General features: G+C 60.8%; 21 protein-coding genes. 10 read left to right on the top strand and 11 right to left on the bottom strand.

Features of this window, described 5'->3' with window-relative positions; all coding sequences use genetic code 11:
* Positions 1-180: 180 nt before the first annotated feature.
* Positions 181-1,107, top strand: a complete 927-nt coding sequence (gene tal, locus EIY71_RS19280) for a transaldolase (protein WP_102688112.1) — start codon at positions 181-183, stop codon at positions 1,105-1,107.
* A 73-nt stretch (positions 1,108-1,180) separates the two neighbouring features.
* Here tal and rssC read toward each other — a convergent pair whose 3' ends face one another.
* The 3 genes from rssC to EIY71_RS19265 form a co-directional block, all read right to left on the bottom strand.
* On the bottom strand, positions 1,181-1,663 hold the full coding sequence (gene rssC, locus EIY71_RS19275; RefSeq protein ID WP_003226553.1) for an anti-sigma factor antagonist RssC: 483 nt from the start codon (positions 1,661-1,663) through the stop codon (positions 1,181-1,183).
* Positions 1,663-2,844, bottom strand: a complete 1,182-nt coding sequence (gene rssB, locus EIY71_RS19270; protein ID WP_041475374.1) for a two-component system response regulator RssB — start codon at positions 2,842-2,844, stop codon at positions 1,663-1,665. Before rssB ends, rssC begins: the two co-directional genes overlap by 1 nt.
* Positions 2,845-3,166: 322 nt before the next feature.
* Entirely contained in the window at positions 3,167-3,856 is a 690-nt protein-coding gene (locus EIY71_RS19265) for a VacJ family lipoprotein (RefSeq protein ID WP_085748352.1), read from the bottom strand.
* A 186-nt stretch (positions 3,857-4,042) separates the two neighbouring features.
* On the opposite strand from EIY71_RS19265, the gene EIY71_RS19260 reads away from it, so the two are divergent.
* Complete coding sequence (locus tag EIY71_RS19260; protein WP_129973233.1) at positions 4,043-4,663, top strand: HAD family phosphatase; 621 nt, start codon at positions 4,043-4,045, stop codon at positions 4,661-4,663.
* A 108-nt stretch (positions 4,664-4,771) separates the two neighbouring features.
* The gene (locus EIY71_RS19255; RefSeq protein WP_039772780.1) at positions 4,772-5,035 is read left to right on the top strand and encodes a DUF4404 family protein; all 264 of its coding nucleotides are present in this window, start codon (positions 4,772-4,774) and stop codon (positions 5,033-5,035) included.
* Between the two features lie 63 nt (positions 5,036-5,098).
* Here the strand turns inward: EIY71_RS19255 and queF are convergent, their stop codons facing one another.
* Positions 5,099-5,929, bottom strand: a complete 831-nt coding sequence (gene queF, locus EIY71_RS19250) for an NADPH-dependent 7-cyano-7-deazaguanine reductase QueF (protein ID WP_085608218.1) — start codon at positions 5,927-5,929, stop codon at positions 5,099-5,101.
* Between the two features lie 61 nt (positions 5,930-5,990).
* Complete coding sequence (locus EIY71_RS19245; protein WP_102688110.1) at positions 5,991-6,524, bottom strand: plastocyanin/azurin family copper-binding protein; 534 nt, start codon at positions 6,522-6,524, stop codon at positions 5,991-5,993.
* A gap of 154 nt (positions 6,525-6,678) precedes the next feature.
* Between EIY71_RS19245 and EIY71_RS19240 the strand changes: the two genes are divergently transcribed.
* The gene (locus tag EIY71_RS19240; protein ID WP_134022745.1) at positions 6,679-7,359 is read left to right on the top strand and encodes a heavy metal response regulator transcription factor; all 681 of its coding nucleotides are present in this window, start codon (positions 6,679-6,681) and stop codon (positions 7,357-7,359) included.
* Positions 7,359-8,696 (top strand): heavy metal sensor histidine kinase, encoded by a 1,338-nt coding sequence (locus tag EIY71_RS19235; RefSeq protein ID WP_134022743.1) that lies wholly within the window; start codon positions 7,359-7,361, stop codon positions 8,694-8,696. The genes EIY71_RS19240 and EIY71_RS19235 overlap by 1 nt, the downstream gene beginning before the upstream one ends.
* A gap of 119 nt (positions 8,697-8,815) precedes the next feature.
* Here EIY71_RS19235 and EIY71_RS19230 read toward each other — a convergent pair whose 3' ends face one another.
* From EIY71_RS19230 to EIY71_RS19220, 3 genes are all read right to left on the bottom strand, one after another.
* On the bottom strand, positions 8,816-10,060 hold the full coding sequence (locus tag EIY71_RS19230) for a lipoprotein-releasing ABC transporter permease subunit (RefSeq protein ID WP_011335181.1): 1,245 nt from the start codon (positions 10,058-10,060) through the stop codon (positions 8,816-8,818).
* A gap of 63 nt (positions 10,061-10,123) precedes the next feature.
* Positions 10,124-10,807 carry a lipoprotein-releasing ABC transporter ATP-binding protein LolD gene (gene lolD, locus EIY71_RS19225; RefSeq protein WP_162831788.1) on the bottom strand — a complete coding sequence of 228 codons (684 nt, stop codon included), beginning with the start codon at positions 10,805-10,807 and terminating at the stop codon, positions 10,124-10,126.
* A 7-nt stretch (positions 10,808-10,814) separates the two neighbouring features.
* Positions 10,815-12,065 (bottom strand): lipoprotein-releasing ABC transporter permease subunit, encoded by a 1,251-nt coding sequence (locus tag EIY71_RS19220; RefSeq protein ID WP_102688108.1) that lies wholly within the window; start codon positions 12,063-12,065, stop codon positions 10,815-10,817.
* A 94-nt stretch (positions 12,066-12,159) separates the two neighbouring features.
* Here EIY71_RS19220 and EIY71_RS19215 point away from each other — a divergent pair, with 94 nt between their 5' ends.
* Together EIY71_RS19215 and EIY71_RS19210 are read left to right on the top strand one after the other, a co-directional pair.
* Complete coding sequence (locus EIY71_RS19215; RefSeq protein ID WP_039772787.1) at positions 12,160-12,741, top strand: PilZ domain-containing protein; 582 nt, start codon at positions 12,160-12,162, stop codon at positions 12,739-12,741.
* A gap of 14 nt (positions 12,742-12,755) precedes the next feature.
* Positions 12,756-13,478 carry a glycerophosphodiester phosphodiesterase gene (locus tag EIY71_RS19210; RefSeq protein WP_007953017.1) on the top strand — a complete coding sequence of 241 codons (723 nt, stop codon included), beginning with the start codon at positions 12,756-12,758 and terminating at the stop codon, positions 13,476-13,478.
* Positions 13,479-13,520: 42 nt separating this feature from the next.
* Here the strand turns inward: EIY71_RS19210 and sthA are convergent, their stop codons facing one another.
* The gene (gene sthA / locus EIY71_RS19205; protein WP_007953019.1) at positions 13,521-14,915 is read right to left on the bottom strand and encodes a Si-specific NAD(P)(+) transhydrogenase; all 1,395 of its coding nucleotides are present in this window, start codon (positions 14,913-14,915) and stop codon (positions 13,521-13,523) included.
* Between the two features lie 197 nt (positions 14,916-15,112).
* Positions 15,113-16,162 (bottom strand): FAD:protein FMN transferase, encoded by a 1,050-nt coding sequence (locus tag EIY71_RS19200; protein ID WP_178083785.1) that lies wholly within the window; start codon positions 16,160-16,162, stop codon positions 15,113-15,115.
* A gap of 53 nt (positions 16,163-16,215) precedes the next feature.
* Here EIY71_RS19200 and EIY71_RS19195 point away from each other — a divergent pair, with 53 nt between their 5' ends.
* Complete coding sequence (locus EIY71_RS19195) at positions 16,216-17,508, top strand: MFS transporter (RefSeq protein WP_007953024.1); 1,293 nt, start codon at positions 16,216-16,218, stop codon at positions 17,506-17,508.
* Between the two features lie 65 nt (positions 17,509-17,573).
* Here the strand turns inward: EIY71_RS19195 and EIY71_RS19190 are convergent, their stop codons facing one another.
* Positions 17,574-19,037 carry a glyceraldehyde-3-phosphate dehydrogenase gene (locus tag EIY71_RS19190; protein WP_007953026.1) on the bottom strand — a complete coding sequence of 488 codons (1,464 nt, stop codon included), beginning with the start codon at positions 19,035-19,037 and terminating at the stop codon, positions 17,574-17,576.
* Between the two features lie 354 nt (positions 19,038-19,391).
* On the opposite strand from EIY71_RS19190, the gene mfd reads away from it, so the two are divergent.
* Both mfd and EIY71_RS19180 read left to right on the top strand, forming a co-directional pair.
* Positions 19,392-22,841 (top strand): transcription-repair coupling factor, encoded by a 3,450-nt coding sequence (gene mfd / locus EIY71_RS19185; RefSeq protein WP_134022741.1) that lies wholly within the window; start codon positions 19,392-19,394, stop codon positions 22,839-22,841.
* 10 nt (positions 22,842-22,851) lie between these two features.
* Positions 22,852-23,418: a CsiV family protein gene (locus tag EIY71_RS19180; RefSeq protein WP_007953029.1), complete on the top strand. Its 567-nt coding sequence runs from the start codon at positions 22,852-22,854 to the stop codon at positions 23,416-23,418.
* Positions 23,419-23,425 lie beyond the last annotated feature (7 nt).

The raw sequence follows: 23,425 nt of genomic DNA, 5'->3' as shown, positions 1-23,425 counted from the left end.
GCGGGTCGGTTGCTTTGAACCTGTGGTTCTTTTTGGCATCGTATTGATCGATAACGCGCCCCGCCTTTCAAACAGCCGTTTTCAGGTTGTTGCCACCGGGGCGCTCGATACGCCGACATGCCCTTGAGTGGCTGTCGGCGCTCGGGTAATGTCACCAGACCCATAGGACAGAGCACGCTCATGACTTCCAAGCTGGAACAACTCAAACAGTTCACCACCGTCGTGGCCGACACCGGCGACTTCGAAGCGATTGCCCGGGTCAAACCGGTCGACGCCACCACCAACCCTTCCCTGCTGCTCAAGGCAGCCGCGATTCCGGCCTACGCCGAACTGCTGAACGCCAGCGTGCGCGACTGCAAGGGCGATGTCGGCCTGGCCAGCGACCGTTTCGGCGTCGCAGTCGGTCAGGAAATCCTCAAGGTCATTCCGGGCCGCATTTCCACCGAAGTGGATGCGCGCCTGTCGTTCGACAAGGACGCGATGCTCAAGCGTGCCCATCGCCTGATCGAACTGTACGACAAGGCCGGCGTCGGCCGTGACCGCGTGCTGATCAAGATCGCCTCGACCTGGGAAGGCATCCGTGCCGCCGAAGTCCTGGAGAAGGAAGGCATCCAGACCAACCTGACCCTGCTGTTCTCCTTCGCTCAGGCCGCTGCCTGCGCCGATGCCGGCGTGTTCCTGATCTCGCCGTTCGTGGGCCGCATCTACGACTGGTACAAGAAGGCCAACGGCAACGACTACACCGGTGCCGACGATCCGGGCGTGCAGTCCGTGACGCGCATCTACAATTACTACAAGGCCAATGACTACAAGACCGTGGTCATGGGCGCGAGCTTCCGCAACCTCAATCAGATCGAGCAACTGGCCGGCTGCGACCGTCTGACCATCAGCCCGGACCTGATCGACAAGCTGGCAGCCGACACCGGTAAGCTGGAACGCAAACTCGCTCCGGGCCATGCCGGCGAAGCGCGCCTGAGCCTCAACGAATCGCAATTCCGCTGGTTGTCCAACGAAGACGCGATGGCCACCGAGAAACTGGCCGAAGGCATCCGTCAGTTTGCCCGTGACCAGGAAAAACTCGAGGCGCTGCTGCAAGCCAAGCTGTAATCGGCCGAGCGCAAATGCAAAAAGGGCGAACCCTCACAGGTTCGCCCTTTTTTGTGCCTCGCGTTCTGGCTGATCAGTGCCGTTCGAGGGCATTCACCAGGTCATGGAAGGCTTCGCGGTTGGAGTCGTTCAGGCCCATGAGGATCTTGTGCGCTTCGAGCACCTTGATCCGCACCACCTCTTCCGACTGATCCTGATCCGGCAGGTCATCGAGGCATTCCGGGCACGGCACGGGATGGTTGACGATATTGAACACCTGCTCGAAACCCATCGACTGCAACAGACGGGTAATGTCCTCGTGGGTGGTGACCACGGTCGGCAGCAGGCCGACCTTCTGCCGCGACAGGATCGACAGCTTGGCCAACAGGCCCAAGGTGGTGCTGTCGATGCTGCGGGTTTCGGTCAAATCGATCACGATCGCGTTGAAATTCAGCGCGGTGAAGATTTTTTCAATAGTCGCATCCAACGCCGAACACAGGGTCAGGCGAACTTCACCGACGAACTTCAGGACGAAGGTGCCGTCCTGCTCGGCGAACTGGATTCTACCGGTACTCATCAAAGATTCCTGCTCAACACCAACAGGGCGATATCATCCGGCATCTCCCCTAGCGTGGCCAATCCAAAAACCTGCCGCAGACCATCCAGGCTGCCGCCCGCCGACTTTACCTTTTGCGGTAAAGCGGCTTCTTTCTCTTTGAGTGTGGGCTCTGGCAAAAGATCCAGAATGCCATCAGACATCAGCGTCAGGCTGAACGTCGGTGGCAGTTCGAGCACGTGGTCTTCGTAGGTGGCTTCATTGAAAAGCCCCACGGGCAGACCGCGCCCCTCGAGGTAGCGAACACTGTCAGGCGTGTACAACACAGGCAACGGCAGATGGCCGCCGATGCTATAGGTCAACAAACCGGTCTCCTCGTCGATGACTCCACCGACCATTGTGACGTGTTTACCCAGCTTACAACTGATCAGCCCCCGGTTGATATGACCGAGGACTTCCGAAGGCTTGAATTCCGGCAGCGTGCCGTTGCGCTTGGATTCGAACAGCAGGCGCGTAGTCATGAACTTCAGCAGCACGGTGACGAAGGCCGAAGAGGCGCCATGACCCGATACATCCGCCAGGTAGAACGCTACCCGGCGCTCGTCGACCCGGAAGTAGTCGACAAAATCACCCGACAGGTACAGCGACGGGATGATCTGGTGCGCGAACCTGAATTCGTCGATGGCCCAAGGACTTTCCGGCAGCATGTTCATCTGCACCTGGCGACCGGCGTTCTGGTCTTCCTGGAGCAGGTTCAGGCTGGCTTCGAGTTCACGGTTGGCCTTTTCCAGTTTCTCGCGGTAGCGCTGGTTTTCCAGCAGCAGACGCGCACGATCCAGGGCCCGGCGCACGGAGTGCTCGAGCACGGCCAGATCTTCGAGAGGCTTGATCAGGTAGTCCGCCGCGCCCAGGCGCAGGGCCTCGACCGCGTCGTTCATCACGCCGGCGCCCGAGACCACGATCACCGGAGTCTGCGGTGACCGCTCAGTGACCTGACGGATGAGTTCGAGACCGCCCATCTGCGGCATGCGCAGATCGCAGATGACCAAGTCGGGCGTGTCTTGCTCGAATACCTGAAGACCCTGCTGGCCGTTACTGGCCTGCAAGACGCTGAAACCACTGTCTTCCAAATAGGCCGCGAGGCTCGCGCGCACTACTTCGTCATCATCGATTATCAGCAGCGTGGCACTGGTTTTTGGCATGTGGGCAAACGGCGCCAGAATTAGGTTGGCGTAGCAGGCGGGGCAACGGCCCGGCGCAGACTACTGGATTCGCTTTCTAGCCTCTCTGCTGCACCGCTTCGGAGCGTTTGCCCCGCACACGGTTGCACCAGAGGTGCCCTTCTAAGGCGCAGACGGTACTCCCATCCTTCGAGCGTTTCAAGCATGCGCCGATGGTCGCTTGGAGACTTTGTTTGTCAAATCACTCGCAGTTATAAGAACGGCTTCAACCGTAACCCAATCATTGGACGCGCCCACAAAAAAGGCGACCTCGCGGTCGCCCTTTTGTACTGATCAATCGAGATCAGAAATCGTCTTCGACCTGCCCGTCCTTGACCTTGAACTCGCGGTTCTGCAGGTAGGCGTTGCGGATGAAGGTGTACTTGTCGCCGCTGATCAGCTTCTCGCTCGACAGCAGGCTGGCGCGGGTGTCGACGATGTTCAGGCCGAAAATCGAGTTACGCACCGGCACATCGTTGATGTAGCGGTACGGGCCGGTGAAGCTGTCGACGTACTTGGACGGCGCGTCGCGCAGGGTGCTCGGGCCCATCAGCGGCAGCATCACGTAAGGGCCGCTGCCGACGCCCCAATAGCCGAGGGTCTGGCCGAAGTCTTCGTCGCTGCGGTTCAGGCCCATTTTGGTGCCGACATCGAAGAAACCGAGCAGGCCGAAAGTGGTGTTGAAGATCAGGCGAGCGGTGTCGACGCCAGCGGCGGCCGGTTTGGCCTGAAGAATGTTGTTCGCCAGGTTGGTGACATCACCGACGTTGCGGAACATGTTGTGGATGCCGTCTTCCAGGAATTGCGGAGTAACAAATTCGTACCCCTGCGCCAGAGGCTTCAGCGCATAGGTGTCGACGAAATCGTTGAACTGGAAGATCGGACGGTTGACGCTTTCCCAAGGGTCTTCTTCCGTTGCAGCCTGAGCGGCGAACGGCACCAGCGTCACGCTGGCACATACACAAAGCTGAGCAAGAGGATGGCTCCAGCGCATAGAAAACTCCTTGGATAGTACGGACGCAGCACCTGGGCCGCGGCGATTAGTGCGTCAGTATAAGACGGAAACGGCGCTTTAGGCAGTTCCCCCGGTGAAACCCACTGTAGGACGCTTCGCCATTGGCCTGTCATGCAATTGTCACCGACATTGCCTAGCCTGATCGCTATTTCAGGGACGTTTTCCATGCCTCAAGCCGAAGCCTTGCCCCTCGCGGCACCGACGCTGACCGCCGTGCTGTTCGGACTCAGCGGCTGTCTGGTGGACTTCGGCGCCCGCGCCCGTCATCACGCCAGCGTCGGCCCGGAACACGCCGACGTCACACCCGGCGCCCTCGACAGCCTGAGCAGCCTGCAACGCCAGCAAATCCCCTGTGCCTGGCTCGATGAACTGTCGACGGCCTGCACTCAAGTCCTGTCATCGGCGCTGCCTGACTGGATCAAACCGTCGCAACATTCGGCAACAATCAATCCGTGGCCGGCGCCCAATGCCTGCTGGCAAGCGTTGATGGGCTTGAATGTCGATCGCCTCGACGGTTGCGTGCTGGTCAGCGGCGAACCGCGCCTGCTGCAATCGGGTCTGAACGCGGGGCTTTGGACCATTGGCCTGGCGTCGTGCGGCTCGCTGTGCGGCCTGGCGCCGGGCGAATGGCAAGCCCTGAGCCAGAAGGAGCGCGAACAGCTGCGCGGCAAGGCGACGGTGCAGCTGTTCGGCCTCGGCGTGCACTCGGTGATCGATCATCTGGGCGAACTCGACACTTGTCTGGCGGACATCAGCCTGCGCCGTCTCAAAGGCGAAAAGCCCTGACCGGGATCATGCAGGTTGGCCAAGAGTGGATTAGTCTTAAGGAGAGCCATAGACCTTTGGCGCACGGCTGCGGTCTATGCCAGTGCCTCTCGATAAAAGGAAACAACCATGCCCGCTCAAGAACTGCAGAAACAGCTCAATGCCCTGCGCGAGCAACTGGATCAAAATCCTCCGCTGACCGAAGCCGAGCGCGCTGATCTACATGCCCTGATGGAACAGATCGAACTGGAACTTGAACTGGAAACCAAAACCAAGGACTCCAACATTGCCGATGGCGTAAACCTGGCCGTTGAGCGCTTTGAAGTTGATCACCCCACCATCGCCGGCACACTGCGCAACATCATGAATTCCCTGGTCAGCATGGGCATCTGAAACCCGCGAATGCAAAAAAGCCCTGCCATCACTGGCAGGGCTTTTTCATGTCCGCGAGGCGGGTTACTGACGAACCAGACGATGGTTCGGCAGTTGCACGCTTTCAGTGCTGCGATAAGGGTTGATGTCCAGCCCGCCCCGGCGCACATAACGCGCGAACACCGTGAGTTTTTCCGGCTTCAGCAGGCGCTGCAGGTCGAGGAAGATCCGCTCCACGCATTGCTCGTGGAAGTCCGAGTGCTGACGGAAGCTGACGATGTATTCCAGCAGGCTGGCGTGATCCAGCGCCGCGCCACGGTATTCCACCACCACGCTGCCCCAGTCCGGCTGGCTGGTCACCGGGCAATTGGATTTGAGCAGATGGCTGTGCACGCTCTCCTCCACCACGCGCGAATCGTCGCAGCGCAGCAGTTCAGGACGCGGGTGTTCGTAGTTGCTGACGCTGATGTCCAGATCGTCGATGCACACACCCGGCAACGCCACGACGCCTTCGGCTTCGACGTCTTTCAAGCTGCGAACCCGCACGCCCACCGGTTTGCCGGCAGCAGCGGACAAGTCCTTGACCAGCGTCGCTTCAAGGCTCGCGATGTCGGCGAAAGGCGTCTGGTTCAGCGAGTTCAGGTAGAGCTTGAACGACTTGGATTCAATGATGTTCGGCGAATCCGCCGGAATGCTGAATTCACCGATCGCCACCACCGGTTTGCCCGACGGCAGCAGCCACGACAGTTCGAAGCAGTTCCAGAAATCCACGCCTTTATACGGCAGGGTTTCGGCGGTCAGGCCCAGCTCGGCCCATTTCGCGGTGCGCGGGATCGGGAACAGCAGGGACGGCGTGTACGTGGCGATGTATTCGCTGGATTTGCCCAGCGGCGAATGTTCGGCTGCGGGATGCATGGCGGAAACCTGACTGAAGAATCAGCGGATTCTACCAGCCTTTGCTCCCGCCTTTGAGTGCTTACTGACTGACTGTCAGTTTGCCGACCATTCCGGCCTGGTAATGCCCGGGAATGTTGCAGGCAAATTCCAGGTTTACCGCTTTGCTGAAGGTCCAGGTCAACTCGGCGGTCTTGCCCGGCTCCACCAGCACGCTGTTGGGGTCGTCATGCTTCATGCCGTGGCCCATCGAGCTGTGATCCATGCCCGCCATGTCGTGGGACATTTCCTTCATGCCGGTCGGCGTGAGCATGCCGCTTTGCTGCATCTGTAACATTTCCTGCTGATGTTTTGCATGCATCGCCGCGTCGCCGAGGTTGAATTCGTGCAGCAACTGGCCTTTATTCACCAGCACGAAACGAACGGTCTCACCGGCCTTGATCTCGATCGCCTTCGGATCAAAGCTCATGTCGCCCATCACCACTTCGATGCTGCGGGTGGCCTTGGCCGCCGGAGCCGGCTGGCCGAAGTCATAGGTGTGCGCCGGCGATGCCCACAGCGGCGAACTGAGCGCCAGCAGACACGCGGCAAGGGCCAGACGATTGCGCAAAAACATAGTCGTACTCCAACAAATCAAGGTTCAGCCTGTGGGAAACTCTAGCCCGCCTGCGCTGGCAGCGACCTGACAGGGAGATTACAACTTTGTCAGGTTGGCGCGCACCGCGTGAGCCCACGGTATAACGTCCTCGTTCCCGCAACCCGAGTCGCCCATGAAACTGCTCATCGTCGAAGACCAACCCAAAACCGGCCAGTACCTGCGCCAGGGCCTGACCGAGGCCGGTTTCAACACCGAACTGGTGGCCGACGGCACCACCGGCCAGCAATTGGCGTTGAGCGGCGACTATGCGCTGCTGATCCTCGACGTGATGCTGCCCGGTCGCAATGGCTGGCAGATTCTGCAAGCGGTGCGCAGCGCCGGTCTGGAAACGCCGATCCTGTTTTTGACCGCCAAGGACACCGTTGAAGACCGGGTTCACGGCCTCGAACTGGGCGCCGACGACTACCTGGTCAAACCGTTCGCCTTCTCTGAATTGCTGGCCCGGGTGCGCAGCCTGTTGCGTCGCGGCAGCTCCACGCCCCAGGAAACCAGCTTGCGCCTGGCCGATCTGAGTCTGGACCTGATCCGCCGCCGGGTCGAACGCAGCGGTCAACGCATCGACCTCACCGCCAAAGAGTTCGCTCTGCTGGAAATGCTTTTGCGCCGCCAGGGCGAAGTGCTGCCCAAATCGCTGATCGCCTCGCAGGTCTGGGACATGAACTTCGACAGCGACACCAATGTGATCGAAGTGGCGATTCGTCGACTGCGCCTGAAAATCGATGACGAGTTCCCCCACAAGCTGATTCACACCGTGCGCGGCATGGGTTACGTCCTTGAAGAGCGTGCCGACTGATGCGCCGACTGTCCTTGAGCGGTCGGCTGGCGCTGCTGTTCGCCGGCTGCACCGCCGTGGTTTCGCTGGTCGCCGGGGTTGTTTTCAATCGGGCCAGCGAGGGCCACTTCATCGAGCTCGACCAGCAACTGCTCGAAGGAAAACTGCTCAGCGTACGTCAGACACTGCTGAGTGGTAGCGACGCCGCGCACATCACCGATGAGTTGAGCCAACAGGGCGATGTCTCGCTGCGCATCAGCAGCCCTGAGGGACAACGCTGGTTCGGCCGTTCGTTGCATACGCCGGCGAATCTGCCGCAGCAACCCGGTCTGGCCACCATCAGCGATAACGGCACCGACTATCGCCTGCTCAATGCCGCGCTTGAACCGGAAAAACCGGATTCCCCGCAATTGACCTTGCTGCTGGACATCACCCACCACCAGCACTTTCTGCAACGCATGCAGCATCTGATCTGGCTGACCGTCGGCCTGTCGGCGCTGGCTACTGCGCTGCTCGGCGCCTGGGCGGCCCGCAGCGGTCTTCGCCCGTTACGCCGCATGAGTGCGGTGGCCCGTGGGATTTCGGCGCAATCGCTGAATGCCCGATTGCCGGAATCCCGGATGCCCGCAGAACTCGCGGAACTGGCCCACAGCTTCAACGCCATGCTCGGACGCCTCGATGACTCCTTTCAGCGACTGTCAGCGTTCTCCGCCGACATCGCCCATGAACTGCGCACCCCATTGTCGAACCTGCTGACCCACACGCAGGTCACTCTCACCCGCCCTCGCCCCCTCGAAGACTATCGCGAAGCGCTGCACAGCAACCTCGAAGAGCTGCAATGGATGGCGCAACTGGTCAACGACATGCTTTATCTGGCCAAGGCCGACCACGGCTTGCTGGTGCCCAAGCGTGAACCGCTGGAGCTGGCGGAAGAAGCCGATGCGTTGCTGGAGTTTTTTGCGCCGCTGGCCGAAGACGCTCAGGTCAGCCTGAGCCGTGACGGTTATGGGCGGTTTGCGGGTGATCGCGCGATGTTGCGCCGGGCGCTGTCGAACCTGCTGGATAACGCGTTGCGCTTTACCCCTGCTAATGGCGAGCTGCGCGTGCGGGTAACCGAGCAGGCAAAGTCCTTGAGGGTGACCGTGGAGAACAGTGGCGAAGGGATTTCTGCTGAGTTGCTGCCGCGCTTGTTCGACCGCTTCTACCGGGCGGATCCGGCGCGCCAGGAAGGCAGCAGCGAGCATGCGGGATTGGGGCTGGCGATTACTCAGTCGATCATCCGGGCCCATGGCGGGCAGATTCATTGCGAATCGGCTCAGGGCTGGACGCGGTTTGTGATTGAGTTGCCTCGAAGCTGATCGTTCCCACGCTCTGCGTGGGAATGCAGCCCGGGGCGCTCTGCGCCCCTTAAGAGCCGAACGCGGAGCGTCCGTTGATGCATTCCCACGCAGAGCGTGGGAACGAGCATCGCGTGAACTTACGAATAGCGCAACGCGTGCGCCGGTTCGATCTTCGCCGCTCGCCAGGCCGGGTAAACGGTGGCCAGGAAGCTGAGGATGAAGCCCGCCGAGCAGATCAACAGCACGTCGCCGCCCTGCAATTCCGATGGCAGGTTGCTGACGAAGTACACGTCCGAACTGAAGATGTGCTGCCCGGTCACTCGCTCGACCCAGCCCACCATCTCACTGACATTCAGCGCGGCAATCACGCCCAGCACGCCGCCAATGATGGTGCCGACGATGCCGATCACCGTGCCCTGCACCATGAAGATCGCCATGATCTGCCGTGGTGTAGCGCCGATAGTGCGCAGGATCGCGATGTCCGCGCCCTTGTCGTTCACCACCATGATCAGGGTCGCGATGATGTTGAACGCCGCCACCGCGACGATCATCAACAGCAACAAGCCGATCATGGTTTTTTCCATCTTCATCGCGCTGAACAGGCTGCCCTGGGTGTGGGTCCAGTCGTCAGCCTTGAAGTCGGCGCCGAGGCCGCTGGCGATGTCCGACGAAACCTTCGGCGCGGCGTACAGATCCTTCACCGCCAGACGCACGCTCTGCACCTGATTCGGCTCCCAGTGCTGCATGGTCGCGGCGTCGGAGACGTGGATCAGGCCCATGGAACCGTCGAGTTCGGCACCGACCTTGAACACGCCGACCACGTTCAGACGCTGCATGCGCGGGGTGATGCCGCCCGGTGCGGTGCTGACTTCCGGCACGATCAGGGTAATCTTGTCGCCGACGTTGAGGCGGAAACGCCGGGCAGTGATTTCACCCAGCACTACGCCGAATTCACCCGGCTTCAAGGCATCGAGACGGCCCTGAACAATGTGCTGGGCAACGATCGACACCTTGCCTTCCTGGGCCGGATCGACGCCGCTGATCTGGATCGGCTGCATCATGCCCTTGTAGGACAGCATGCCTTCCATCTCGGTGAACGGCACGGCGGCCGTCACTTCCGGGTTCTTCATCGCGGCGGCGGCCACTGGCTGCCAGTCGTCGATCGGCTTGACGCCAACGATGGTCGCGTGGGGCACCATGCCGAGGATGCGCGAGCTCATTTCACGCTGGAAGCCGTTCATCACCGACAGCACCACGATCATCGCCAGCACGCCGAGGGCGAGACCGATCATCGAGGTCATCGAAATGAATGAAACAAAGCGATTGCGGCGCTTGGCGCGGGTATAGCGCGTGCCGATAAAGATCGATAACGGTCTGAACATTCGCTGGGGCACCGTATAAAAATAAAAGACCCGATGCCTTTTCAGGCATCGGGTTTCAAGCCGTCAGATGGGGGTCAGGCAACCTTCCTGCAGTTGCAGGACGCGGTCCATCTGGCGAGCCAGGTTCATGTCGTGAGTCACCACCAGAAACGCCGTGCGCATCGAAGTGCTGAGTTCCAGCATCAGATCCTGAATGCCTTCGGCGGTATGGGAGTCGAGGTTGCCGGTCGGCTCGTCGAGCATCACCAGCCCTGGATTGTTCACCAGCGCACGGGCGATGGCCACGCGCTGACGTTCGCCACCGGACAGTTCCGCCGGCTTGTGTTCCAGGCGATGGCCCAGCCCCACTCGCTCCAGCAACGCCGTGGCACGCTGACGCGCTTCCGGGATCGCGGTCTTGCCGATCAGCAGCGGCATGCAGACGTTTTCCAGCGCGGTGAATTCCGGCAGCAAGTGGTGGAACTGGTACACGAAGCCGAGGGCACGGTTACGCAGCAGTCCACGCTTCTTTTCGCTCAGCGCCGACAGTTCTTCACCGTCGAGCCAGACACCGCCCTTGGTCGGCGTGTCGAGACCGCCCAGCAGGTTGAGCAAGGTACTTTTGCCCGAACCGGATTTGCCGACGATCGCCACCCGCTCGCCTGGATGCAGTTCCAGTTGCAGGTTGGCCAGCACTTCCACCGACTCCGGGCCTTCCTCGTAGGATTTGCCCAGGTTGCGGCAGCTCAAGATTGCTTTTTCACTCATGCCCGACTCACTCATAACGTAGCGCCTCCGCCGGCTGGGTGCCCGCGGCACGCCAGGCTGGATACAGGGTGGCGAGGAAACTCAGGACCAACGCAGCGGCGCAGACCATGACCACGTCCTGGCTCTGCACCTGCGACGGCAGGTAATCGATGAAATACACGTCAGCGTTGAGGAATTTGTGTCCGATCACGCCTTCGAGGGCCGAAATCGCGGCGCTGACGTTGAGCGCGGCGAAGATCCCGACCACGGCGCCGATGGCCGTGCCGACCACGCCTATCACCGTGCCTTGCACCATGAACGTGCGCATGATCGTGCCCGGTGTGGCGCCCAGTGTGCGCAGAATGGCGATGTCGCCCTTCTTGTCGTTCACCACCATCACCAGCGTGGAAATGATGTTGAACGCGGCCACGGCGACGATCAGCAGCAACAGCAGGCCAATCATGGCTTTTTCCATGCGGATCGCCTGATACAGGTTGCCGTGGGTACGGGTCCAGTCGCGGGCGTAGTAACGGTCTTCGCCGAGGCGTTGAGCGATGTTCCACGCCTCACGCGGCGCCTGGAACAGATCGTCGAACTTCAGGCGCAGGCCCTGTACCTGATCAGACTTCCAGCGGTGCATCTTCGCCAGATCCTGCAGGTTGGTGACGCCCAGGTAGCCGTCCAGCTCACCGGCGCCGACATGGAAGATGCCGACCACGGTGAAGCGCTTCATGCGCGGGAACATCCCGGCCGGGGTCACGCTGACCTCCGGCGCGACGAAGGTGATCTTGTCACCGAGGCCCACGCCGAGCTTGGTCGCGGCCTTGTCGCCGATCACGATGCCGAAGCTGCCCGGCGTCAGATCGTCGAGTTTGCCCTGCTTCATGAAGTTGTCGATGATCGAGACGTTGCGTTCCAGCGCCGGATCGATGGCATTGAGCAACACCTTGGACACCTGGCCGTTGTTGGTCAGCAATCCCTGCATCTGGGTAAACGGCGCAACGGCCGCCACCTGCGGGTTCTGCTTGACCTTGGCGGCCAGGCTCGGCCAGTCGTTGATGGCTTCACCGGACTCGATGGTCGCGTGGGGCACCATGCCCAGCACGCGGGTGCGCATCTCATGATCGAAGCCGTTCATCACCGACAGCACCACGATCATCACGACCACGCCAAGGGCGAGCCCGATCATCGAAGTCAGGGAAATGAATGACACAAAATGATTGCGACGCTTTGCACGGGTATAACGCGTGCCGATAAATACGAAGAGAGGTCTGAACATGTCGGGGCTTGTTCGGAGGGAAAAGGAACGTCCTTGTGGCGGGGGTCGATAACCAGCTTTACACTCAGACCACCGCCGCTACCATGGGTTCGCCATGTCGACATTAGATGAAGAAGATCGCCGCGAATACTACCGTATCGAGGACACGATCGCACTGGAAATTCGGCCCCTGTCCGCTCCCGAAGCCGCAGGCCAGGAAGTGTTGCAGGATGCTTCTCCACTGTTCAACCTGCTCAGCGAATTGCACCTGAGCGAATTCGAGTCGCAGCACCTGCTGCGCCAGATCAGCGAACGCGACCGCGCCATCGCGGCGTTCCTGAAATCCCAGAACAAACGCATCGACCTGCTCAGCCAGGTGGTCGCCCTGACCGTGCTCGGCCATATCGGCGAGCCGCAACCGGTGATCATTTCCGAGGGCGGCATCGACTTCCAGCACCCGACCCCGATCGCCACCGGCGCCCACCTGTCGGTGAAACTGGTGCTGATGCCCCAGGCGCTTGGCCTGTTGCTGCGCGCCCGCGTCACCCATTGCGACCGCAAGGGCGACGGCTACGACGTCGGCACCGAGTTCGAACACCTGACCGACGCCCAGCGCCAGTTGCTCGCCCGCTATATCTTGCAGAAGCAGGCCCAGGAACGACGTCTGGCCCGCGAACAGAACGAATCAGGCATCTAAATTAAGGAAGAACCGTGACCCTTATCTACGGCCACCGCGGCGCCAAGGGCGAAGCACCGGAAAACACCCTGAGCAGTTTTCAGGAATGTCTCAAGCACGGCGTTCGCCGCTGCGAGCTGGACCTGCACCTGTCCAAGGACGGCGAGCTGATGGTCATCCACGACCCGACCCTCAAGCGCACCACCGACAGGCGCGGCAAGGTGGTCGAGCACACCGCCGCCGATCTTGTGACCTACGACGCGCGCAAAGGCGGCCCGGGCTGGATCAAGCCCTGCCCTATCCCGACGCTGGAAGAACTGTTCGAAAAGTGCGACTTCGAGCACTGGCAGCTGGAAGTCAAAAGCGCTTCGCGCACCCGCGCCGCGACCACCGTGCTGGCGATCCGTGAAATGGCGGTCAGACACGGGCTGCTCGACAAGGTGACAATCACCTCGAGTTCGCGGGAAGTCTTGAAGGCTGCGCTGGATCTGGTGCCCGACGTATCACGCGGCCTGGTGGCCGAATACGCCTGGCTCGACCCATTGAAGGTCGCGCAAAGTTACGGTTGCGAGATTCTGGCGTTGAACTGGACGCTGTGTACGCCGGAACGCCTGCAAAAGGCGCAGCGTCAGGGGCTGCATGTGTCGGTGTGGACCGTCAACGAGCCTGCGCTGATGCGCAGACTCGCCGACTTCGGCGTTGACAGCCTGATTACAGACTTTCCCGGTTTGGCCACTGCCACCCTCGGGAATTGCTGAAATCGGTCTCCCCGGCCGGCTCAGGCCACCGGCCGGAGCCCGTCAAAAAAGCCGGTTGAGGCCGTCGTACGCCGCTACCCGATAGGCTTCGGCCATGGTCGGGTAGTTGAACGTCGTGTTGACGAAGTACTTCAGGGTATTCAGTTCGCCCGGCTGGTTCATGATCGCCTGACCGATGTGCACGATCTCCGACGCCTGATAACCGAAGCAGTGAACGCCCAGCACTTCCAGGGTTTCACGGTGGAACAGGATCTTCAGCATGCCTTGCGGCTCGCCGGCGATCTGTGCACGCGCCATGCTCTTGAAGAACGCCTTGCCCACTTCGTACGGCACTTTGGCCTGGGTCAGCTCCTGCTCGTTCTTGCCGATCGAGCTGATCTCCGGAATGGTGTAGATGCCGGTCGGCACGTCATTCACGAAACGCCAGCTGCCATTGTCGACGATGCTGCCGGCGGCCGAACGGCCCTGGTCGTGGGCGGCACTGGCCAGGCTCGGCCAGCCGATCACGTCACCGGCGCCATAGATGTTCTGCACGCAGGTGCGGTAGTTCTCGTCGACTTCGATCTGACCACGGCTGTTGACCTTGACCCCGATGTTTTCCAGACCCAGCTGGTCGGTGTTACCGGTACGGCCGTTGCACCAGAGCAAGGCGTCGGCCTTGATCTTCTTGCCGGACTTCAGGTGCAGGATCACGCCGTTGTCCACGCCTTCGACGCGGTCATACTCTTCGTTGTGACGCACGGTGATGTTGTTGTTGCTGAAGTGGTAGCTCAACGCCTGGGAGATTTCCGAGTCGAGGAAGCTCAGCAGCTGACCGCGGTTGTCCACCAGTTCGACCAGCACACCCAGACCGCTGAAGATCGAAGCGTATTCACAGCCGATCACGCCGGCGCCGTAAACGATCAGTTTGCGCGGGGTGTGGCCGAGGCTGAGGATGGTGTCGCTATCGTAGATACGCGGGTGGTGGAAATCGATGTCCGCCGGGCGATAAGGACGCGAACCGGTGGCGATGATGATGTGCTTGGCCACCAGTTTCTCGACCACGCCGTTGGCGCAGACCACTTCGATGGTTTGCTCGTCGGCGAAGCTGCCGGTACCGAAGAACACGTCGACGCGGTTACGGGCGTAGTAGCCGGTACGCGAAGCGACTTGTTTGGAAATGACTTTCTCGGCGCTTTTCAACACGTCCGGAAAGGAAAACCAGCGTGGCTCGCCGATCGCACGGAACATCGGGTTGGTGTTGAACTGCATGATCTGCCGCACCGAGTGACGCAGGGCCTTGGACGGGATGGTGCCCAGGTGGGTGCAGTTGCCGCCGACCTGGCGACGGCTGTCGACCATCGCCACCTTGCGCCCTGCTTTGGCGGCGTTCATTGCCGCGCCTTCTCCCGCCGGGCCGGAACCCAGCACCACCACGTCGTAGTTGTAGACAGCCATGCGTACTCCTCAGAACAGGCCGCGGTGCCAGCAGCACCGGCGGCTAAATCACGCCGAACGACGGCGCGAAGGAACAATTGGGGGCCAGTAGAAAACCCGGACACAGTCTATAGAAGCGTCAACGCCGCGCACATTAACCCTTGGTCGCGTCGTAGGCTACTTTTGCCTGCACTACAACGCCAGCTTTCGTACTGTTCTCAGTCAACTTTTGCGCCACTGAGCCGTTCGAAAGCGTGACTGGTGCGTGTGACGAAACCTGTATCGGCACGAATCACAAAGAATGCACCAATGTCGTGTTTTTCGGCATAGTCCCAGGCCCTTTCAGGCCCGAGAATCAGCAACAGCGTCGATAGTCCATCGGCCATCAGCGCTGAAGGATGAATTACCGTGACCGACGCCAGATCGTGTAGGACCGGCGCACCGGTCCGGACATCGAAGGTGTGGGAATAGCGCCGGCCATCTTGCTGAAAATAGTTGCGGTAGTCGCCGGACGTGGACAGGCCATAGCCATCGACATTGATGACGCGCTCTGCCACCTGCTGATCGTCACGCGGTTCTTCCAGAGCGATACGCCATGGCGAACCATCAAGCTTTTTTCCGGACGCCTTGAGCTCGCCGGTGGCTTCGGCAAGGTAATCATGAATGCCCAGGGCCTCGAGCCGCGTGGCAACGGTGTCGACCGCGTAACCGGCGGCGATGCTGTTGAAATCCACCTCGACCGCCGCGTCCTTGCACAAGCGATCGCCGTCGATGCGCAGGTGCTGATGGCCGACCCGCTGCCGCACTTCGGCCAGCGCCGCCGCATCCGGGACTTTTTCTTCACGCCCTTGCGGGCCGAATCCCCATAGATTCATCAGCGGCTCAACCGTGAGGTCGTAGGAGCCTTCGCTTTGTTGCGACAGCTGCTCGCCCACGCGGATCAATTCAAGGATCGGTGCGGGCATGACCTGACAGCGATCAGCCAGCAATGCGTTGAAGCGCGAGATGTCGGAGTCTGCGCGGTAAGTCGACATCTGCCGGTCGACGTCCGCGAGGATTTTTTCCACTTCGACACGCACCTCCTGCGGGGCAGGCAGATTGGCGTGGCGCACGTACTTGATCGAATAGGTGCTGCCCATCGTCGGGCCGCCGAAAGTCTCCAGAGAATCGCCGTTGCCGCAGCCGGACAAAAAGCCGGTCAGCAGCACGAGAATCCCCCACCGTCCAGTTAACAATTCTTCATCTCCCCGCAAAACCGCGCCGGCCATTATGGGCTACGAGCGCAACGCTTTCTTACAAGATTTAGAGTGAGTACCTACCCATGTCCTCCACGACCGGCAAAGGCAAGGCGATTTTTCGCGTTGTCAGCGGCAACTTTCTCGAGATGTTCGACTTCATGGTCTACGGCTTCTACGCCACGGCCATTGCCAAGACCTTCTTTCCCACCGACAGCGCCTTCGCTTCCCTGATGCTCGCCCTGGCCACTTTCGGCGCAGGTTTCCTGATGCGTCCGCTGGGGGCGATTTTTCTCGGCGCCTACATCGACCGTCACGGCCGCCGCCAGGGCCTGATCATCACGTTGGCCCTGATGGCGGCCGGCACCGTGCTGATTGCCTGCGTGCCGGGCTACGCCACCCTTGGGGTTGCCGCGCCGTTGATCGTGCTGTTCGGCCGATTGCTGCAAGGCTTCTCGGCCGGCGTGGAATTGGGCGGTGTGTCGGTGTATCTGGCGGAAATCGCCACGCCGGGCCGCAAGGGCTTTTTCGTCAGTTGGCAGTCAGCCAGCCAGCAAGCGGCGGTGGTATTCGCCGGGCTGCTCGGTGTCGGCCTCAACCACTGGCTGAGCCCGGAACAGATGGGAGAATGGGGCTGGCGCGTGCCGTTCCTGATCGGCTGCATGATCGTCCCGGTGATTTTCGTCATCCGCCGCTCGCTGGAGGAAACCCCGGAGTTCCAAGCGCGCAAACATCGCCCTACCCTGCAGGAAATCGTCCGTTCGATCGGTCAGAACTTTGGCATCGTCATCGCCGGCATGGCGCTGGTGGTCATGACGACGGTGTCGTTCTACCTGATCACTGCCTACACACCGACCTTCGGCAAGGCGGAATTGCACCTGTCGGACTTCGATGCGCTTCTAGTGACTGTGTGCATCGGCCTGTCGAACTTCTTCTGGCTGCCGGTGATGGGCGCGGTGTCCGACAAGGTCGGGCGTAAACCCCTACTGCTGGCGGCGACGATTCTGGCGATCCTGACCGCTTATCCAGCGTTGTCGTGGCTGGTGGCGAACCCGAGCTTCAGTCACTTGCTGATCGTCGAGTTGTGGCTGTCGTTCCTGTACGGCTCGTACAACGGGGCGATGGTGGTTGCCCTCACCGAGATCATGCCGGTGGAAGTTCGTACGACCGGTTTCTCGCTGGCCTACAGCCTGGCGACCGCAACCTTCGGTGGCTTTACGCCGGCGGCCTGCACTTACCTGATCCATGTGCTGGACAACAAGGCGGCACCGGGGATCTGGCTCAGTGGCGCAGCCGTATTGGGCCTGATCGCTACGCTGGTGCTGTTCCGTGGCAACAGGCACGAACTGCGAACGGCACAAGCCGCCATCCCCCGCTGAGACAAATCGCGCACAAACAAAAACGCCCCGACCTAAGTCGGGGCGTTTTCATTTGCAGCTAAAGCTTAGCGCGGGAACGCTGGCGGGTTTACACCGGCCATGTCTTCCATCACGCGGATCACCTGGCAGCTGTAGCCGAACTCGTTGTCGTACCAGACGTACAGAACAACGCGGTTGTCCTGAACGATGGTCGCTTCAGCGTCGACCACACCGGCGTGACGCGAGCCCACGAAGTCGGTCGAAACCACTTCCTGCGAATTGACGAAGTCGATCTGCTTGTGCAGATCGGAGTGCAGCGCCATGTAGCGCAGGTACTCGTTCATCTCTTCACGGGAGGCGGCTTTCTCAAGGTTCAGGTTGAGAATGGCCATCGACACGTTCGGCGTCGGAACACGGATCGCGTTACCGGTCAGCTTGCCGGCCAGCTCAGGCAGGGCCTTGGCAGCAGCGGTGGCAGCACCGGTCTCGGTGATCACCATGTTCAGCGCGGCGCTACGGCCACGGCGATCGCCCTTGTGGAAGTTGTCGATCAGGTTCTGGTCGTTGGTGTACGAGTGAACGGTTTCGACGTGACCGTTGATGATGCCGAACTTGTCATTCACGGCTTTCAGCACCGGCACGATGGCGTTGGTGGTGCAGGAAGCGGCGGACACGATCTTGTCGTCAGCAGTGATTTCGTTGTGGTTGATACCGTGAACGATGTTCTTCAGCTTGCCTTTGCCAGGCGCGGTCAGAACAACGCGGTCGATACCCGGGCACTGCAAGTGCTGGCCCAGGCCATCGGCATCACGCCATACACCGGTGTTGTCCACCAGCAGCGCATCTTTGATGCCGTACTGGGTGTAATCCACTTCGGTAGGGTTCTTCGCGTAGATAACCTGGATCAGGTTGCCGTTGGCGGTGATGGTGTTGTTTTCTTCGTCGATGGTGATGGTGCCGTTGAACGAACCGTGTACCGAATCGCGACGCAGCAGGCTGGCGCGTTTGGTCAGGTCGTTTTCGGCGCCCTTGCGCACCACGATGGCACGCAGACGCAGACCGTCGCCGCCACCGGTTTTCTCGATCAGGATACGCGCCAGCAGACGGCCGATACGACCGAAGCCGTACAGAACAACGTCGGTGCCCTTGCGTGCCGAAGCGTTTTGCTGGCCAACCACGTCAGCCATTTCTTCGCGAACGAACTGCTCGGCGGTACGACCGTTGCCTTCGTTGCGGAATTTGTACGCCAGCTTGCCCAGATCTACCGAGGCCGCGCCGAGCTTGAGCTCGCTCATGGCCTTGAGCAGTGGGAATGTTTCGTGGACGGAGAGTTCGCTGTCGTCGGCAGAACGGTGGCGAGCAAAGCGGTGAGCTTTGAGAATCGCGATGACAGACTGGTTGATCAGGCTGCGGCCATAGATCGAGCTCACCACGTTGTTGTTGCGGTAGAGCTGACCGATAAGCGGAATCATCGCTTCTGCGAGTGCTTCACGGTCGATCCATTCACCAAGACACTGGTCGGGCTTCTGAGTCACGGTAACCTTCCACATGTAGGGGCAGAAAAAAGGGGCTACATTATGCCGCCGAGAACCTCTTGTAGCAATGCGCGCTTGTCGCGCAATCGGTAACAAAAATCCGTCCAAAAAAATAACGCTCCCCGCCAGCCCAGTAAAACCGGGGCTTCCAGCGCAGCCATTTTTTCGACGACTGTTAGACGATGTCTGTAACCCTCCGTAACACCACCAACATTTGGCACTACATAACCGTAAAAAAAGCGCTGGTTTTTATGGTTACCACTACATTTTTTCGAAACAGCGCAGATAGACGCATCCTGCAACTGACAGGCGGCACCGGACGCCGCTACAATTACCGACTTTGTCGCAACGCCTGGAGCTCAACCTTCCGTGCCTGTTCTGCGTCTACCGCTTCTCCCTGCCGCGGCAGGTAAACAGCACTGGGGCAACCTCCCCGGTGCCGCCCTGAGCCTGGCGATTGCCGAGGCTGCCAGCGCTGCCAAGCGCTTTACGCTGCTTTTGACCGCCGACAGCCAAAGTGCCGAACGGCTGGAGCAGGAGCTGAGTTTCTTCGCCCCGGATTTGCCGGTGCTGCATTTCCCCGACTGGGAAACCCTGCCCTACGACCTGTTTTCGCCGCACCAGGACATCATCTCCCAGCGCATCGCCAGCCTTTATAGACTGCCGGAGCTGGAACATGGCGTGCTGGTGGTACCGATCACCACCGCCCTGCATCGTCTGGCGCCGACCAAATTCCTGCTCGGCAGCAGCCTGGTGCTGGATGTCGGGCAGAAACTCGATGTCGAGCAAATGCGCGCGCGGCTTGAAGCCAGCGGCTATCGCTACGTCGACACGGTTTACGAACACGGCGAGTTCACCGTGCGCGGCGCGCTGATCGACCTGTTCCCGATGGGCAGCAAACTGCCGTATCGCATCGATCTGTTCGACGACGAAATCGAAACCCTGCGCACCTTCGATCCGGAAAACCAGCGCTCCATCGACAAGGTCGATTCGGTCAAGCTGCTGCCGGCCAAGGAATTCCCGCTGCAGAAAGACGCGGTCACCCGCTTCAAGGCGCGCTTTCGCGAGCGTTTCGACGTCGACTTCCGTCGCTGCCCGATCTTTCAGGACCTGAGCAGCGGCATCACGCCGGCGGGTATCGAGTACTACCTGCCGCTGTTCTTCGAAGAAACCTCGACCCTGTTTGATTACCTGCCACAGGACACCCAAGTGTTTTCGCTGCCGGGCATCGAGCAGGCGGCGGAAAACTTCTGGAACGACGTACGCAATCGTTATGAAGAGCGCCGCGTCGATCCTTCGCGTCCTTTATTGCCGCCGGCCGAACTGTTCCTGCCGGTGGAAGACTGCTTTGCCCGCCTGAAGAACTGGCCGCGTGTGGTCGCCAGCCAGCAGGACGTTGAAACCGGTGCCGGCCGCGAACGCTTCCCGGCGCAGGCGCTGCCGAATCTGGCGATCGAAGCCAAGGCTACCCAGCCGCTGGCCGCGCTCTCGGCATTCCTCGACGAATTTCCCGGACGCGTGCTGTTTACCGCCGAATCCGCCGGTCGTCGCGAAGTGCTGCTGGAGCTGCTGGATCGCCTGAAGCTGCGACCGAAAACCGTCGACAGCTGGCCGGACTTTGTCGCGAGCAAGGATCGCCTGGCGATCACCATCGCCCCGCTCGACGAAGGCCTGATGCTCGACGACCCGGCGCTGGCACTGGTCGCGGAAAGTCCGCTGTTCGGCCAGCGCGTGATGCAGCGTCGCCGCCGCGAAAAACGCGCCGACGCCAACAACGATGCGGTGATCAAGAACCTCACCGAGCTGCGCGAAGGCGCGCCGGTGGTGCACATCGACCACGGCGTCGGTCGCTATCTCGGCCTGACGATTCTGGAAATCGACAATCAGGCCGCCGAATTCCTGACCCTCGAATACGCCGAGAACGCCAAGCTTTACGTGCCGGTGGCCAACCTGCATTTGATCGCCCGTTACACCGGCAGCGACGATGCGCTGGCTCCGTTGCACCGCCTCGGCTCCGAGACCTGGCAGAAAGCCAAGCGCAAGGCCGCCGAACAGGTCCGCGACGTGGCTGCCGAATTGCTCGACATCTACGCCCGTCGCGCCGCCCGCGAAGGTTATGCGTTTGCCGATCCGAAGGCCGATTACGCAACCTTCAGCGCCGGTTTCCCGTTCGAAGAAACCCCGGACCAGCAATCCACTATCGAAGCCGTGCGCGAGGACATGCTTTCGCCGAAACCGATGGATCGCCTGGTCTGCGGCGACGTCGGTTTCGGCAAGACCGAAGTGGCCATGCGCGCCGCGTTCATAGCGGTGCACGGCGGCAAGCAAGTGGCGATCCTGGTGCCGACCACCCTGCTCGCCCAGCAGCATTACAACAGCTTCCGCGACCGCTTCGCCGACTGGCCGGTGACCGTGGAAGTGATGAGCCGCTTCAAGTCGGCCAAGGAAGTGAACGCTGCGGTGGCCCAACTGGCCGAAGGCAATATCGACATCGTCATCGGCACGCACAAGCTGCTGCAGGACGACGTCAAAATCAAAAACCTCGGGCTGGTAATCATCGACGAAGAGCACCGTTTCGGCGTCCGTCAGAAGGAACAGCTCAAGGCCCTGCGCAGCGAAGTCGACATTCTTACACTGACCGCCACGCCGATTCCGCGCACGCTGAACATGGCAGTGTCGGGCATGCGCGACCTGTCGATCATCGCCACGCCGCCGGCGCGACGCCTGTCGGTGCGCACCTTCGTCATGGAGCAGAACAAGAGCACGGTCAAAGAGGCCTTGCTGCGTGAGCTGCTGCGCGGCGGTCAAGTCTATTACCTGCACAACGACGTGAAGACCATCGAGAAGTGCGCCGCCGAACTGGCCGAACTGGTGCCGGAAGCGCGGATCGGCATCGGCCACGGGCAGATGCGCGAACGCGAACTCGAACAGGTGATGAGCGACTTCTACCACAAGCGCTTCAACGTGCTGATCGCCTCGACCATCATCGAGACCGGCATCGACGTACCGAGCGCCAACACCATCATCATTGAGCGCGCCGACAAGTTCGGTCTGGCGCAGTTGCACCAGTTGCGCGGTCGCGTTGGTCGTAGCCACCACCAGGCTTACGCCTACCTGCTGACCCCACCGCGCCAGCAAATCACTGGCGATGCGGAAAAACGCCTGGAGGCGATTGCCAATACTCAGGATCTGGGCGCTGGCTTCGTGCTGGCCACCAACGACCTGGAAATCCGTGGCGCCGGCGAACTGCTGGGCGACGGCCAGAGCGGTCAGATTCAGGCCGTGGGTTTCACGCTGTACATGGAAATGCTCGAGCGCGCGGTGAAATCGATCCGCAAGGGCGAACAGCCGAACCTCGATCAACCGCTCGGCGGTGGCCCGGAGGTCAACCTGCGGGTGCCGGCGCTGATTCCGGAAGATTATTTGCCGGACGTGCATGCACGCCTGATCCTGTACAAGCGCATCGCTTCGGCCACCGACGAGGAAGGTCTGAAAGATCTGCAAGTGGAGATGATCGACCGCTTCGGTCTGCTGCCGGAGCCGACCAAGAATCTGGTGCGCATCACGGCGCTGAAATTGCAGGCAGAACAGCTGGGCATCAAGAAAGTCGATGGCGGCCCGCAAGGTGGGCGCATCGAGTTCGCGGCGCAGACGCCGGTCGATCCGATGACCCTGATCAAACTGATCCAGAGCCAGCCAAAACGCTACAAATTCGAAGGCGCCACGATGTTCAAGTTCCAGGTGCCGATGGAGCGCCCGGAAGAGCGCTTTAATACTGTGGAGGCGCTGTTCGAGCGCCTCATCCCGAAAACTGCTTGAAGGACGCCGCATGCGCCTGTTTCGCTCTCTGACTTTGCTACTGACTCTGGTGGCACCTACGGCGTTTGCCGATGACCTCTATCAGGTCGAAATGATTCTGGTACGCCAGAACGCCGTGCCGGCGATTGTCAGCCGCGCTGCACCGGAAGACTGGGCGGCTGGCGCTCAGCGTTTGGGCGATGACAGCAAACGCACCCCGGCGCTGAACGATGTTGTGACCAAACTCACCGCCAGCGGCGAGTACAGCGTGCTGATGCACAAAGCCTGGCAACAGACGCTGGGCGAGACACCGGCGAAGGTTGCAGTCAGCGAAGGTCAGGAGCAATTCGGCCAGTTCCCCATCGAAGGCACGATTGAAATGAAGCTCGGGCGCTTCACCGACGTGAACGCCGACTTCTGGGTCAATCAGATCGACGCCAACGGCATGGTCACCGCCAGCGAGCGCCTGAAACAGGACAGCCACACCAAGAACGGCCAACTCAACTACCTCGACAACGGTCATCTGGCCCTGCTGATCAAGATCACTTCACTGACGGCGCCCGCGCCTCGGGAAGCGCCTGAAGTCGTTCCGGACTGATCGAAGT

The sequence above is a fragment of the Pseudomonas sp. CH235 genome (genome assembly GCF_004368175.1).
In the GTDB taxonomy this organism is placed as follows: Bacteria; Pseudomonadota; Gammaproteobacteria; order Pseudomonadales; family Pseudomonadaceae; genus Aquipseudomonas; species Aquipseudomonas paraglycinae.
This window is presented reverse-complemented; position numbering and strand designations above follow the sequence as displayed.

Coding starts and splice junctions, on each gene's coding strand:
- tal (WP_102688112.1), top strand. CDS start 181: ATGACTTCCAAGCTGGAACAACTCAAACAGTTCACCACCGTCGTGGCC.
- rssC (WP_003226553.1), bottom strand. CDS start 1,663: ATGAGTACCGGTAGAATCCAGTTCGCCGAGCAGGACGGCACCTTCGTC.
- rssB (WP_041475374.1), bottom strand. CDS start 2,844: ATGCCAAAAACCAGTGCCACGCTGCTGATAATCGATGATGACGAAGTA.
- EIY71_RS19265 (WP_085748352.1), bottom strand. CDS start 3,856: ATGCGCTGGAGCCATCCTCTTGCTCAGCTTTGTGTATGTGCCAGCGTG.
- EIY71_RS19260 (WP_129973233.1), top strand. CDS start 4,043: ATGCCTCAAGCCGAAGCCTTGCCCCTCGCGGCACCGACGCTGACCGCC.
- EIY71_RS19255 (WP_039772780.1), top strand. CDS start 4,772: ATGCCCGCTCAAGAACTGCAGAAACAGCTCAATGCCCTGCGCGAGCAA.
- queF (WP_085608218.1), bottom strand. CDS start 5,929: ATGCATCCCGCAGCCGAACATTCGCCGCTGGGCAAATCCAGCGAATAC.
- EIY71_RS19245 (WP_102688110.1), bottom strand. CDS start 6,524: ATGTTTTTGCGCAATCGTCTGGCCCTTGCCGCGTGTCTGCTGGCGCTC.
- EIY71_RS19240 (WP_134022745.1), top strand. CDS start 6,679: ATGAAACTGCTCATCGTCGAAGACCAACCCAAAACCGGCCAGTACCTG.
- EIY71_RS19235 (WP_134022743.1), top strand. CDS start 7,359: ATGCGCCGACTGTCCTTGAGCGGTCGGCTGGCGCTGCTGTTCGCCGGC.
- EIY71_RS19230 (WP_011335181.1), bottom strand. CDS start 10,060: ATGTTCAGACCGTTATCGATCTTTATCGGCACGCGCTATACCCGCGCC.
- lolD (WP_162831788.1), bottom strand. CDS start 10,807: ATGAGTGAAAAAGCAATCTTGAGCTGCCGCAACCTGGGCAAATCCTAC.
- EIY71_RS19220 (WP_102688108.1), bottom strand. CDS start 12,065: ATGTTCAGACCTCTCTTCGTATTTATCGGCACGCGTTATACCCGTGCA.
- EIY71_RS19215 (WP_039772787.1), top strand. CDS start 12,160: ATGTCGACATTAGATGAAGAAGATCGCCGCGAATACTACCGTATCGAG.
- sthA (WP_007953019.1), bottom strand. CDS start 14,915: ATGGCTGTCTACAACTACGACGTGGTGGTGCTGGGTTCCGGCCCGGCG.
- EIY71_RS19200 (WP_178083785.1), bottom strand. CDS start 16,162: ATGGCCGGCGCGGTTTTGCGGGGAGATGAAGAATTGTTAACTGGACGG.
- EIY71_RS19195 (WP_007953024.1), top strand. CDS start 16,216: ATGTCCTCCACGACCGGCAAAGGCAAGGCGATTTTTCGCGTTGTCAGC.
- EIY71_RS19190 (WP_007953026.1), bottom strand. CDS start 19,037: ATGTGGAAGGTTACCGTGACTCAGAAGCCCGACCAGTGTCTTGGTGAA.
- EIY71_RS19180 (WP_007953029.1), top strand. CDS start 22,852: ATGCGCCTGTTTCGCTCTCTGACTTTGCTACTGACTCTGGTGGCACCT.